Source organism: Bacillota bacterium, assembly GCA_023511835.1.
Lineage (GTDB): Bacteria > Bacillota > Sulfobacillia > JAIMAT01 > JAIMAT01 > JAIMAT01.
The window spans coordinates 1-12,066 of record JAIMAT010000062.1 but is presented as its reverse complement, the minus strand read 5'-3'; the positions used below and the strand labels follow the sequence as shown (position 1 = coordinate 12,066).

Annotated in this window: 12 protein-coding genes; 5 read left to right on the top strand and 7 right to left on the bottom strand. The window is 74.7% G+C overall.

Annotated features, from left to right (window positions below):
- The first annotated feature begins 33 nt into the window (after positions 1 to 33).
- Complete coding sequence (locus tag K6U79_08900; GenBank protein MCL6522471.1) at positions 34 to 354, top strand: metal-sulfur cluster assembly factor; 321 nt, start codon at positions 34 to 36, stop codon at positions 352 to 354.
- Between the two features lie 36 nt (positions 355 to 390).
- On the opposite strand, the gene uvrC is transcribed toward K6U79_08900, so the two are convergent.
- Positions 391 to 2,265 (bottom strand): excinuclease ABC subunit UvrC, encoded by a 1,875-nt coding sequence (gene uvrC / locus K6U79_08895; GenBank protein ID MCL6522470.1) that lies wholly within the window; start codon positions 2,263 to 2,265, stop codon positions 391 to 393.
- A gap of 63 nt (positions 2,266 to 2,328) precedes the next feature.
- Complete coding sequence (locus K6U79_08890; protein ID MCL6522469.1) at positions 2,329 to 4,161, bottom strand: formate--tetrahydrofolate ligase; 1,833 nt, start codon at positions 4,159 to 4,161, stop codon at positions 2,329 to 2,331.
- Positions 4,162 to 4,365: 204 nt separating this feature from the next.
- Here K6U79_08890 and K6U79_08885 point away from each other — a divergent pair, with 204 nt between their 5' ends.
- From K6U79_08885 to K6U79_08870, 4 genes are all read left to right on the top strand, one after another.
- Positions 4,366 to 4,743, top strand: a complete 378-nt coding sequence (locus K6U79_08885) for a hypothetical protein (protein MCL6522468.1) — start codon at positions 4,366 to 4,368, stop codon at positions 4,741 to 4,743.
- A gap of 184 nt (positions 4,744 to 4,927) precedes the next feature.
- Positions 4,928 to 5,182, top strand: coding sequence for an SHOCT domain-containing protein (locus K6U79_08880; GenBank protein ID MCL6522467.1), 255 nt, complete (start codon positions 4,928 to 4,930; stop codon positions 5,180 to 5,182).
- A gap of 21 nt (positions 5,183 to 5,203) precedes the next feature.
- Positions 5,204 to 5,449 (top strand): SHOCT domain-containing protein, encoded by a 246-nt coding sequence (locus K6U79_08875; protein ID MCL6522466.1) that lies wholly within the window; start codon positions 5,204 to 5,206, stop codon positions 5,447 to 5,449.
- A 21-nt stretch (positions 5,450 to 5,470) separates the two neighbouring features.
- Positions 5,471 to 5,947, top strand: coding sequence for a hypothetical protein (locus K6U79_08870; GenBank protein MCL6522465.1), 477 nt, complete (start codon positions 5,471 to 5,473; stop codon positions 5,945 to 5,947).
- Here K6U79_08870 and K6U79_08865 read toward each other — a convergent pair.
- From K6U79_08865 to K6U79_08845, 5 genes are all read right to left on the bottom strand, one after another.
- A complete protein-coding gene (locus K6U79_08865; protein MCL6522464.1) occupies positions 5,926 to 6,642 on the bottom strand; it encodes a response regulator transcription factor in 717 nt (238 codons plus the stop codon). The genes K6U79_08870 and K6U79_08865 overlap by 22 nt on opposite strands.
- Entirely contained in the window at positions 6,617 to 7,738 is a 1,122-nt protein-coding gene (locus K6U79_08860; GenBank protein MCL6522463.1) for a HAMP domain-containing protein, read from the bottom strand. Before K6U79_08860 ends, K6U79_08865 begins: the two co-directional genes overlap by 26 nt.
- 15 nt (positions 7,739 to 7,753) lie before the next feature.
- On the bottom strand, positions 7,754 to 10,666 hold the full coding sequence (gene uvrA, locus K6U79_08855) for an excinuclease ABC subunit UvrA (protein MCL6522462.1): 2,913 nt from the start codon (positions 10,664 to 10,666) through the stop codon (positions 7,754 to 7,756).
- An 80-nt stretch (positions 10,667 to 10,746) separates the two neighbouring features.
- Positions 10,747 to 11,061 (bottom strand): Rieske (2Fe-2S) protein, encoded by a 315-nt coding sequence (locus K6U79_08850; protein MCL6522461.1) that lies wholly within the window; start codon positions 11,059 to 11,061, stop codon positions 10,747 to 10,749.
- A 50-nt stretch (positions 11,062 to 11,111) separates the two neighbouring features.
- Positions 11,112 to 12,066: glycosyltransferase (locus tag K6U79_08845; protein ID MCL6522460.1), on the bottom strand; the 955-nt coding region annotated here is incomplete at its 5' end.

Below are 12,066 nucleotides of genomic sequence, written 5' to 3'. Positions count from 1 at the left end.
CCCGCCAGGGAGGGCGCGAAGGGGGGCGAGAGGATGGCCGAAGCGGCCCTGCCCAGCGAGGAGCAGATCCTGAACGCGCTCCGCGTGGTCAACGATCCCGAGCTCGGCCTCAACGTGGTCGACCTCGGTCTGGTATACGGCGTCGAGGTGGACGACCAGGGGAACGTCAAGATCCGCATGACGCTCACCTTCCCCGGCTGCCCGCTGGGGGCGGAGGTGACGCAGGACGTGCGGGCGGCGCTCTCCATCGTGCCGGGCGTCCGCGACGTGGACGTGGAGATCGTCTGGCAGCCGCCCTGGACGCCGGAGATGATGAGCGAGGACGCCAAGCGCGCCCTGGGCTGGGCCTTCTAGGCCCGCCGGGCGCCGCCGCCCGCCCGCGCGCCCGGCCTAGGCGCGCGAGCGGAGCGCCTCGAGGAGCTGGCGCGCGGCCGCCCGGCTCATGCCGGGGACGCGCGCCAGCGCTTCCTCGCCCGCCTGCTCCATCGCCTCCAGCGAGGGGAAGGCGCGCAGGAGCGCCCGCGTCCGCTTCGGGCCGATACCCGGCACCTCCTCCAGGAGCGAGCGGAGCGCCGCGCGGCCGCGCCGCCGGCGGTGGTAGGCGAGGGCGAAGCGGTGCGCCTCGTCGCGGCTCCGCTGCACCAGGTGGAGCGCCGCCGAGTCGGCGGGCAGGAGGATGGGGTCGCTCCGGCCGGGCGCGAAGAGCCACTCCTTCTCCTTGGCGATGGCCAGGACGGGGAGGCGGCCGGGGTCGGCGCCCGCCAGGCGCACCGCCTCCAGCGCGGCGCCCAGCTGGCCCTTGCCGCCGTCGACGAGCAGCAGGTCGGGCAGCGGCAGGAACTTGGGGTCCCGCTCCGCCAGCGCCCGACGGAGACGCCGGTAGACCACCTCGCGCATGGCCTCGTAGTCGTCGGGCCCGGCGCCGGCCTGGAGGCGGAAGCGCCGGTAGAGCGCCCGCGCGGGGCGGCCGTCGACGAAGACGACCATGGAGCCCACCGGCTCCCGCCCCTGCGTGCTGGAGATGTCGAAGCACTCGATGCGCCGCGGCGGCCGCGGCAGGTCGAGCCAGCGCTGCAGCTCCTCCACCGCGCCCTCGGCGGAGGCGCGGCGGCGCTGCCAGGCTTCCTCGTCCCGCCGCACCAGGAGCTCGGCGTTCTTCCGTGCCATGAGCGCCAGCTCGCGCTTGGGGCCGCGGCGGGGCACGCGGATCTCCAGGCGCGCCGAGCCGCTCCGCTCCCGGCGCCGCTCGGCCAGCCAGGCCTGGACCGCCTCCTGCTCCTCGATGGGCTGCTCCAGGAGGAGGCGGGGCGGGATCTGCGCCGCCTGCGCGTAATACTGCTTGACGAAGGCGCCCAGCACCTCGGCGTCGGACTCGCCCTGGACGCCGGTCAGGTCGAAGGCGGCCTCGTCCACCACCTTGCCCTCGCGGACGTAGAGCACCTGCGCCCAGACGGCGTGCTCGCCGCGCCCGAGCGCGATGACGTCGGCGTCCTCCAGCGCCTGGCTGACGATCTTCTGGCGTTCGGTCACCTGGCGGAGGGCGGCCAACTGGTCGCGGTAGACGGCCGCCTGCTCGTAGCGCTCCTCCTCGGCCGCCTCGAACATGCGCCGCTCCAGCCGTTCGATCAGCTCGCCGCGGCGCCCCTCCAGAAAGGCCACCAGCTCCTCCATCATGGCGTGGTAGGCGGCCCGGTCGACGCGACCGTCACAGGGCGCCAGGCAGCGGTGGATGTGGAAGTAGAGGCAGGGCGGCCCGCCCTGGGCCAGCCGCCGGTCGGAGCAGCTCCGCCAGGGGAAGACCTTGCGCAGGGTGCGGAGCGTCTCGCGTACCGCCCCGGAGTTGGTGAAGGGCCCGAAGTAGCGGGCACCGTCGCCGCGCATGCTGCGCACCAGGCGGATGGTCGGCCACTCCGCGTTCAGGTCGACGCGCAGGTAGGGGTAGTTCTTGTCGTCGCGCAGACGGACGTTGAAGCGCGGCCGGTAGTGCTTGATCAGGTTGCACTCCAGCGCCAGCGCCTCGGTCTCGCTGTCGGTGACTACCGTCTCGATGCGCGCGATCTGCGGCACCATCGCGGCCACCTTGGGCGAGAGCGCCGAGGGGCTGTGGAAGTAGGAGCGGACCCGGCTCTTCAGCGAGACCGCCTTGCCGACGTAGATCACCTCGCCGGCGGCGTCGCGGAAGAGGTAGCAGCCGGGCTGCTCCGGCAGCTGCCGCAGCTGTTCCTGGAGCCCGGGATCGGTCTCGTGCGAAGCGCTCGCGCCCATGGCCGCCTTCCATTGTACGCGGACCGCCCGGGGGATCCCCCGCCTGCGCCCGCGGCCGCCCGCCTAGAGGATCCCCTCCACGCGCCCGTCGGCCGCCAGCCGGATGGAGAGCGCCGCAGGCTCCTTGGGCAGCCCGGGCATGGTCAGGATCTCGCCCGTCAGCGCCACCAGGAAGCCCGCCCCGGCGCTGGCGCGCAGCTCGCGCACGTGGAGCGTCCAGGGCTCCCGGGGCGTGCCGCCCAGGGCGGCGTCGTCGGCCAGCGAGTACTGCGTCTTGGCCACGCAGACCGGCAGCCGGTCCAGCCCCGCCCGCTCCAGACGGCCGAGCGCGGCCTCCGCTTCGCGGCTGAAGGCGACGCCGCGCGCGCCGTAGACGTCCCGCGCAAGCCGCTCCAGCGTCTCGGCGGCGGGCAGCCCTTCCTCGTAGAAGGGGCGGAAGGAAGCGGCCCCCGGCGAGCGCTCCAGCGCCTCCAGCACCCGCTCCGCCAGCTCGAGGCCGCCCTCGCCGCCGCGCGCGTAGACCTCGCTCAGGGCCGCCGGTACGCCGCGCTCCGCGCAGTGGGCGAGCACGCGCTCCAGCTCCGCCTCGCTGTCGCCGGGGAAGCGGTTGACCGCCACCACCACCGGGACGCCCATCTGCCCGGTGATGCGCAGGTGGGCGTCCAGGTTGGCCAGCCCCCGCTCGAGGGCGGCCAGGTCTTCCTCGTCCAGAGCTTTCCGGTCGGCACCGCCGTGGAGCTTGAGTGCCCGGAGACTGGCCACCAGGACGACGGCGGAGGGGGCGAAGCCGCCCGCGCGGGCGGTGATGTCGGCGAACTTCTCGGCGCCCAGGTCGGATCCGAAGCCGGCCTCGGTCACCGTCACCTCGGCCGTCGCCAGCGCCAGGCGCGTGGCCAGGATGCTGTTGGCGCCGTGGGCGATGTTGGCGAAGGGGCCGCCGTGGACCAGCGCCGGCGTCCCCTCCAGCGTCTGGACCAGGTTGGGCTGGAGCGCCGTCCCCAGAAGCGCGGCCATGGCCGGGGCCGCGCCCAGGTCGGCGGCCGTCACCGGCCGCCCGTCGCGCGTCCAGCCGGCGATGATGCGCCCCAGGCGCGCCTCCAGGTCGTCGCTGTCGGAGGCCAGGCAGAGGACCGCCATCACCTCCGAGGCGGCCGTGATCTGGAACTCCTCCTCGCGCGGCACGCCGCCCGTCGGGCCACCCAGCCCGATCACCACGCGGCGGAGCGCGCGGTCGTCCATGTCCAGCGCCCGGTGGAAGGCGATCCGCCGCGGGTCCAGCGCCGGTTGGCCGCCGTAGTGGAGGCGGTTGTCGATGAGCGCCGCCAGCAGGTTGTTGGCCGCGGTGACGGCATGGAGATCGCCGGTGAAGTGGAGGTTGATCCGGTCGGCCGGGACGAGGCTGGCGCGCCCGCCGCCCGTGGCGCCGCCCTTGGCGCCCAGCGCCGGCCCCAGCGAGGGTTCCCGCAGCGCCACGGCCGCGCGCCGGCCGAGGCGCCGCAGCGCGTCGGCCAGGCCGATGCTGGTGGTGGTCTTGCCCTCGCCGGCGCTCGTCGGGGTGATGGCCGTCACCAGCACCAGCCGCCCCGGCAGCGGGGCCAGGCGGCCCGCCGGGCCGGCCGCGCCGCGCCGGCGAAGAGCCTCCAGCGTCACCTTGGCCGCCTCCCGGCCGTACGGCTCCCACTCCGACTCGTCGAGGCCCAGCTCGGCCGCCACCTCCGCCAGGGGGCGCAGCGAGGGTACCGCGGGCGCGGGTGTGCCGCTGGGAGCGGAAGGTTTCACCGTCCATCGCCTCTTCCTTCGAAAGGATTGCCCGGGGAAGCCGGTGGCGCGGCCGCCGGAGCGCCGCCTCGCGGGGGTGCCCGCCCGCGGAGGCGCACCGGCCGGCGCCCCGCCCATTCTGGTGCCGGAGACGGGCGGCGTCCATCGCCCTGGCGGGTCATGGACCGGTGCCGCCGCCCGCGCCCGTCCCGGAAAGCCTTTCCGGCGCCCACCTCCCGATTCTGCACCGCAAGTGCACGCCAAGCCGAGACTTCCTGCACGCGCCCTGCCCCGCGCGTGCACCCGTCCCGGCTAGCCTGGGGGACGAAGGAGGTCGAGAGGATGTCCGGCAGACGGTGGACATGGCTGGCGGCGCTCGTGCTGGTGGCGGTCGTCTCCGGCGTCACCGGCTTCGCCCTGGCGTCCGGGTCGACACCCGCCGCCCAGGCGGCGCCGGCGACCCCGGCCGCAGTCGCGGCCCGCGTGACGCCCCCGGCTCCGGTCGCACCCGCGGCGGCCACCCAGGCGCAGCCGACAACGCCGCCGGCCTATGGGCCGGGCGGGCCGGGTTACGGTTACGGGCCGGGATGGATGATGGGCCTCTCCCCGGACCAGTTCCGCTCCCTGGCGAGCCAGTGCGTCGACACCATGGAGCGCTGGCTCGACGCGAACGGGCAGGGTAGCGCGCCCTCCCAGCCGCAGGCTCCGTCCGGCAGCTAGCGCCGGACCGGCGGCCGGGCGGTCGGCGCCAGCCCGGGGCGGCGCCGTCCGCCCGCCTCCCCTCGTAGGCGGAGGGCAGCCGGCGCGAAACTGGGTTCAGACAGAGGAGGAAGCGGCGATGGGATGGGGATGGGGCTTCGCTTCCTGGGCCGGGCGCGGCGTGGGCGGCCCCTGGCTGGGATGGATGCTGCTGCTCTTCGCGGCTCTGGCGGTCTGGGCGTTTGCGCGAGGCCGCGTGGGCCTGACCGGCCACGCGGGAATGACCGGCCATGCCCACGGCGGGCACGGATGCGGGCACAGCATGGGACCGGTGGAGCTGCGGGAGACGATGGAGCCGGAGGGCGACCGCGCCGTCGCCCTCCTCCGCGAGCGCCTGGCTCGCGGCGAGATCGACGAGGAAGAGTTCCGGCGGAGGCTGGCGGTGCTCCGGGAGCGCTGAACGGAAGGGGGTGGGTGCGACATGATGTCCTTCTACGGGCCTTACGCCGGCTGGGGCTTCCTCTGGATGCTGCTGGCCTGGCTGATCCCCCTCGCCATCATCGGCCTCATCATCTGGGCGATCGTGCGGCGGCCGGGCGGCGGCACGCCGCTCCCGGCCGAGACGGGCGACGACCGGGCTCTCGGCCTCCTGCGCGAGCGCTATGCGCGCGGGGAGATCACGGAGGAGGAGTACCGGCGCATGCGCGACGTGCTGAAGGAGCGGTGAGGCGCATATCCTCGCGGCGGGGTGGAACCTCTGGAAAGCGCACGCGCGGCCGCCCTCGGTGGGGCGGCCGCCGCCCTCTTGCTGGGCCTCCTTCCGGCGGCGGGCGACGGAGGCTGGGGGCCGCTCCTCGTGGGCTCGCTCGGCACGGGAGTGGCCGCGGCCCTGGCGGCCGGGAGCCGGCCGGCTCCCGGCCGGGCAGGCGAGGCGGCCATGGAGGCCATGTTGTGGGGGCCGCTGGGCTTCGCGCTGGGCGCCGCCGGAGCGCACCTGGCGGCGGCGCTGCCCCTGGCCGCCGCCCCGCGCCTCTCGGCAGACCCCATGACCTGGATGGGCGGCCTGATGGGCGCCATGTGGGGCGGGGCGGCCGTCCTGCGCTGGCTGCCGGGCCTTGGCCGTCCACGGCTGCTGGCGCTGGTGCCCCTCTCCGGCCAGGGACGCGGAGCCCTCCCTGCCCGCAGCCCCCGGACGGGGCGGATTCAGAGGCTGCGCAGGCGGTAGCCCACCCCGAAGACGGTCTCGATGTAGCGGGGCCGCTCCGGGTCGTCGCCCAGCTTGCGGCGCAGGTTGCGCACGTGGCTGTCGATGGTCCGCTCCACCGCCTCGTCGGCGTGGAGGAGCGCCCGCTCGGCCAGCTGCGCCCGGGTGAAGGCCCGGCCCGGTTCGCGCAAGAGCGTCTCCAGCAGGCGGAACTCCGTGGGCGTCAGGTCGAGCAGGCGGCCGCCCAGGGTGGCGCGGTGGGCCACCGGGTCGAGCGCCAGGTCGCCCTCGCGGAGCACGGCCCCCGCGGGCGCCGGCGACGGCCGCGCCGCCTCCTCCCCCTCGCCCGGGGAGGCGCCGAGCCGGCGGAGGACCGCCTCGACGCGGGCCGCCAGCTCGGCGGGGCTGAAGGGCTTGGTCACGTAGTCGTCGGCGCCGAGCCGCAGGCCGGCCACGCGGTCGGCCTCCTCGCCGCGGGCCGTCAGGAGGATGATCCCCGTCCGCCCGGCGGCGCGGATGCGCCGGCAGAGCTCGAGGCCCGGGACGCCGGGCAGGAGGAGGTCGAGGACGACCAGCTCGGGCCGCGCCTCGCCGAAGAGGCGCCAGGCCTCGTCGCCGTCCGCCGCCTCCAGCACCTCGTGCCCCTCGCGCTCCAGGTAGGCGCGCACCAGACGCCGGATCGGCGCCTCGTCATCGACCACCAGCACCCTGGGCAGCCTTGCCACCCCCCCAGGCCGGCCAGCGGAGCCGGAACTCGGTCCAGCGCCCGCCGGCGGCCCCGTCGGACTCCCGCGGCTCGCTCGTCACCCCGATCTGCCCACCGTGCATCTCCACCAGCCCGCGCACGATGGCCAGGCCCAGCCCGGCGCCGCCGGTGGAGCGGGCGCGAGAGCGCTCCGCACGGTAGAAGCGGTCGAAGACGTGGCGCGCCTCCTCCTCGCTGAGGCCGGGACCGCTGTTGCCCACCGACCAGACGACGTGCGACGGGCCGGACTCCCCGGGCCCGGCCGCCGCCTCCACGCGGATCCGCCCGCCGCCCGGCGTGTAGCGGATGGCGTTGTCCAGCAGGTTGCCCAGCACCTGCGCCAGCCGGTCGCGGTCCGCCGCCAGGGGAGGAAGCCCTGCCGGCACGGCCACTTCCAGCCTGTATCCGCCCGCCGCCAGCTCCGCCTGGCGGAGCGCAAGCGCCGCCTCCACCGCCTCGCGCAGGTCGACCGGTTCGATGTGGAGCGTCAGGTCGCGCCGCTCGATGCGGTTCAGCTCCTGCAGGTCGTCGACCAGGCGGGCGAGCCGCTGGATCTCGCGCGCCAGCGTCTCCAGCGCCTCCGGACCCGGCTCGAGGACGCCGTCGCGCATGGCCTCCACGTAGCCCTGGAGCGTGGCCAGCGGGTTGCGCAGCTCGTGGGCGACGTCCCCCACCAGGTCGCGGCGGGTCCGCTCCTCCTGCTCCAGCCGCTCGGCCAGCCGGTCGAGCGCCGTCGCCAGGCGGTCGAGGTCGCGGTCGCCCGACGTCCCCAGCCGCACCCCGTAGTCGCCGGCGGCGATGCGCGCGGCCGCCGCGATCGCCCGGTCGAGCGGCCGGAGCAGCGCGCGCCCCAGCAGGAGCGCCAGCCCCACGGCCGCGATCATGGCCAGGCCGCCCGCCAAGAGCATGTCGACCGCGACGCCCGCCGCCACGTCCGGCCGCAGCCCGGCCCGGGTCCAGGCGCCCAGGCGGGCCGCCACCAGCACCTCGTGGAGCAGCGTGGCCAGGAGGACGACGCCCACCAGGGCGAGGAGGAGGCGGGCGGAGAAGGCGAGCTGCCGGCGCATGACAGCCCGCCGCGCTCAGGCGCCCGCGGCGCCGGCCGCCGCCCGCGCCGGCGCCGCCCGCGGCTCCGGGGCGGGAGCCAGGCCCAGCACCCGGCGCAGGAAGCGACCCGTGTGGCTCCGCTCCACCTGCGCCACCTCCTCCGGGGTGCCCGCCGCCACCACCTCGCCCCCGCGCTCGCCGCCCTCCGGGCCCAGGTCGATCACCCAGTCGGCCGACTTGATCACGTCCAGGTTGTGTTCGATGACGATGACCGTGTTCCCCTGGTCGACCAGCCGTTGCAGGACGGCCAGCAGCTTCTCCACGTCGGCCATGTGCAGGCCGGTGGTCGGCTCGTCCAGGATGTAGACCGCGTCGCCCTCGGAGCGGCGGCTCAGCTCGGTGGCCAGCTTGACGCGCTGCGCCTCGCCGCCCGAGAGCGTGGTGGCCGGCTGGCCCAGCTCGATATAGCCCAGCCCCACGTCGGCCAGCGTCTCCAGGCGCCGGCGGATGGAGGGGATGGCGGCGAAGAAGTCCAGCGCCTCGTCCACGGTCATCTCCAGCACGTCCGCGATGGACTTCCCCTTGTAACGGATCTCCAGCGTCTCGCGGTTGTACCGCCGCCCCTTGCAGACCTCGCAGGGCACGTAGACGTCGGGCAGGAAGTTCATCTCGATCTTCAGCACCCCGTCGCCGCGGCAGGCCTCGCAGCGGCCGCCCTTGACGTTGAAGGAGAAGCGGCCCGGCTTGTAGCCGCGCACGCGCGCCTCCGGCGTCTGGGCGAAGGCGGCGCGGATGTCGTCGAAGACGCCTGTGTAGGTCGCAGGGTTGGAGCGCGGCGTCCGGCCGATGGGCGACTGGTCGACGTCCACCACCTTGCGCAGCCCGTCCAGACCCTCGAGGCCGCGGTGGCGCCCGGGCTCGGTCCTCGCCCCGTTCAGCCGCCGGGCCAGCTCCCGGTAGAGGATCTCGTTGACCAGCGTCGACTTGCCCGAGCCGGAGACGCCGGTCACCACCGTGAAGAGGCCCAGGGGGAAGCGGACGTCGATCCCCTTCAGGTTGTGCTCGCTGGCGCCGCGGACGGTCAGCCAGCGGCCCGGGCGCGGCGTCCGCCGCCGGGCGGGCACCTCGATGCGGCGCCGGCCGGAGAGGAACTGGCCGGTGATCGACTCCGGGACGCGCGCCACCTCCTCCGGCGTCCCGGCCGCCACCACGCGGCCACCGTGCTTGCCCGCCCCCGGCCCGATGTCCACCACGTAGTCGGCGGCGCGGATGGTCTCCTCGTCGTGCTCCACCACCAGCACCGTGTTCCCCTGGTCGCGCAGCCGCTCCAGCGTGGCCACGAGGCGGGCGTTGTCGCGCTGGTGGAGGCCGATGGAGGGCTCGTCCAGGATGTAGAGGACGCCGGTCAGCCCGGAGCCGATCTGCGTGGCCAGGCGGATGCGCTGCGCCTCGCCGCCCGAGAGGGTGAGCGCCGGGCGGTCCAGCGTCAGGTACTCCAGGCCCACGTCCACCAGGAAGCGGAGCCGCGCTTCGATCTCCCTCCGCACCAGGCGCGCGATGGTCCGCTCCCGCTCGCTCAGCTCCGCCTCCAGCCCTGCGTTCCACTCCAGCACCTTGGCGATGGGGAGCGCCGTCACCTGGGCGATGTTGAGCCCGCCCACCGTCACCGCCAGCGCCTCCGGGCGCAGGCGCCTGCCGCCGCAGGCGGGGCAGGGGCGGGTGGACATGTACGCCTCCAGCTCCTCCCGCATCGACTCGGACTGCGACTCGCGGTAGATCTTCTCCAGGGTCGGCACGACGCCGCTCCACGTCACCGTCCGCTCGCGCTCGCGCCCGTACGGGCTCCGGTAGCGGAAGCGGATCGGCCTCTCCGAGCCCCAGAGGAGCACGTCCAGGAAGGCCTGTCCCGCCCGCTCCAGGGGCGCGCTCCAGGAGACGCCGTAGGCGTCGGCCAGGGCGCGCAGCAGCTGGTTGTAGTAGTGCGAGTAGTGCCAGTGGTTGTTCCAGGGGGCCACCGCGCCCTCGGCCAGGCTGAGGTGGAGGTCGGGGATCACCTTCCCGGGGTCGATCTCCATCTTGTAGCCCAGGCCCGTGCACTCGGGGCAGGCCCCGTAGGGGCTGTTGAACGAGAAGCTGCGCGGCGTCAGCTCCGCCAGGCTGGTGCCGCACTCGATGCAGGCGAACTTCTGGCTGAAGACCAGCTCGCCCGCCTCCCCGCCCTCGCCGCCGAGGCGCTGTACCACGACGACGCCGTCGCCCCACTGGAGCGCCGTCTCAAGGGAGTCGGCCAGGCGCGTGGTGATGCCCGGGCGGACGACCAGCCGGTCGACGACGATCTCGACGGAGTGCTTCCGGTTCTTGTCCAGCGCCGGCAGCTCCTCCAGCGTCCGCGTCTCCCCGTCCACGCGGACGCGGACGAAGCCCGCCCGGCGGATCTGCTCGAAGACCTGCTTGTGCTCGCCCTTCCTGCCGCGGACCACGGGCGCCAGGAGCTGGATGCGCTCGCCCTCGGGCAGGGCGAGCACCTGGTCGACCATCTGCTCCACCGTCTGGCTCGTGATCGGCCGCCCGCAGCGCGGGCAGTGCGGCCGCCCCACGCGCGCGAAGAGGAGGCGCAGGTAGTCGTAGATCTCGGTCACCGTGCCGACGGTGGAGCGCGGGTTGTGGCTGGTCGTCTTCTGGTCGATGGAGATGGCCGGCGAGAGCCCCTCGATGCTGTCCACGTCCGGCTTGTTGGTCTGGCCCAGGAACTGGCGCGCGTAGGCGGAGAGCGACTCGACGTAGCGGCGCTGGCCCTCGGCGTAGATGGTGTCGAAGGCGAGGCTCGACTTGCCGCTCCCGCTCAGGCCGGTGATGACGACCAGCGCCTCGCGCGGGATCTCCAGGTCGATGTTTTTCAGGTTGTGCTGGCGCGCCCCGCGGATCACCAGCTGCGACTGCGCCGCCATGGGCCCGTGGCCTCCCGAAAAGCCGGAATGCAGGCTTTTATGATAGCACCGCCTGCATTTTCACCTCGCGGAGCGCCGCCCTAGCCCGGCAGGCCGACGTAGAGCTGGCCGCCCTCCTCCCGCACCGGGTAGACCCGCGCCCGGTAGATGGGCTGGTTGGTGGAGTGGCCGTCTCGCAAGTCGTAGCGGTAGCGGTGCCAGGGGCACTGGATCTCGTGTTCGCCCACCACCTTCGCCTCCTCCAGCGGCCCGCCGGCGTGCGGGCAGGTGCTGGTGACGGCGTAGAAGCCGGAGGGCAGGTGGAAGAGGACGATCTCGTAGCCGTGAAGGGTCAGCTTCCTGCGCTCGTTCAGGGGGTATTCGTCCGCTGCTCCGACCGACTCCCAGCGTTCCATGGCGGATCCCTCCTCGGGCCTTCGGGACGGTTGCACCGGGCGCGCCGCCGCTAGCGGCGCTCCCGCAGGACGGCCTCGTACACGTGTTCGTAGCCTTCCACCATGCGTTCGACGGTAAAGAAGCTCTCCACCCGCCGCCGGCAGGCCGCCCGCTCCAGCAGGGGGACGCCCGCGAGCGCGCGCACCGCCGCCGCCACCACCTCCTCGTCGCCGCCGGCCGGCAGGAGCCGCCCCGTCACCCGGTCGGCCACCACCTCCGGGATGGCGCCCAGCGAGGTGCCCACCACCGGGACGCCGCAGGCCATCGCCTCCACCATGGAGAGGCCGAAGGGCTCGGGCACCCGGTTCAGCTGCAGGAGCGCCAGCGCCCCGCCCAGGAAGCGACCCTTCTCGTCCCCCTTCAGCTCGCCCACGTACTCGACGCGCCCCCGCAGGCGGGGGCGGAGCACCTCCTCGAAGAAATCCCGCTCCTCGGGCGGCACCGGCCCGGCCAGGCGGAGCGGTAGGCCCGCCCGCTCGGCCACGGCCACGGCCAGGTCGGCTCCCTTCTTGGGCGAGAGGCGGCCGTAGAAGGCCAGGTAGCCGCCCGGCCCGGGCGCGAAGGGGAAGTCGTCGAGGCGCACCCCGTTGGGCACCGTGGCCACGTAGCGGAGTTCGGGGACCGCCTCCCGCTCCGCCCGGCTGATGGCCACGTAGGGCAGGTGGGCGAAGCGCCGGTAGACCACGCGTGTCGCCGGCTCCAGGTAGGCCGAGCCGTGCAGCGTGGTCACCACCGGCAGCTCCACCAGCGGCGTGAAGACCAGCGGGTGGCAGTTGAGATGGTTGTGGAGCAGGTCGAAGCGGCCCCGGCGCGCCTCGGCGAAGGCGTGGGCCATGTGCAGCAGCTCCAGCTCGCGGGCGGGCAGCTCCGGGTGGGCGCCCAGGTGGGAGGGGACGACCCACTCCAGCCTCCCGGCCGGGCGGCTGTCGCCGCTGGCGAAGACCGTCACCTCGTGGCCCCGGGCG

What these genes read in the sequence shown, in the direction of transcription:
- uvrA (MCL6522462.1), bottom strand. Translation starts at nt 10,666, where the DNA reads ATGGCGGCGCAGTCGCAGCTGGTGATCCGCGGGGCGCGCCAGCACAAC.
- K6U79_08890 (MCL6522469.1), bottom strand. Translation starts at nt 4,161, where the DNA reads ATGGGCGGGGCGCCGGCCGGTGCGCCTCCGCGGGCGGGCACCCCCGCG.
- K6U79_08880 (MCL6522467.1), top strand. Translation starts at nt 4,928, where the DNA reads ATGCTGCTGCTCTTCGCGGCTCTGGCGGTCTGGGCGTTTGCGCGAGGC.
- K6U79_08860 (MCL6522463.1), bottom strand. Translation starts at nt 7,738, where the DNA reads ATGCGCCGGCAGCTCGCCTTCTCCGCCCGCCTCCTCCTCGCCCTGGTG.
- K6U79_08875 (MCL6522466.1), top strand. Translation starts at nt 5,204, where the DNA reads ATGATGTCCTTCTACGGGCCTTACGCCGGCTGGGGCTTCCTCTGGATG.
- K6U79_08850 (MCL6522461.1), bottom strand. Translation starts at nt 11,061, where the DNA reads ATGGAACGCTGGGAGTCGGTCGGAGCAGCGGACGAATACCCCCTGAAC.
- K6U79_08900 (MCL6522471.1), top strand. Translation starts at nt 34, where the DNA reads ATGGCCGAAGCGGCCCTGCCCAGCGAGGAGCAGATCCTGAACGCGCTC.
- uvrC (MCL6522470.1), bottom strand. Translation starts at nt 2,265, where the DNA reads ATGGGCGCGAGCGCTTCGCACGAGACCGATCCCGGGCTCCAGGAACAG.
- K6U79_08885 (MCL6522468.1), top strand. Translation starts at nt 4,366, where the DNA reads ATGTCCGGCAGACGGTGGACATGGCTGGCGGCGCTCGTGCTGGTGGCG.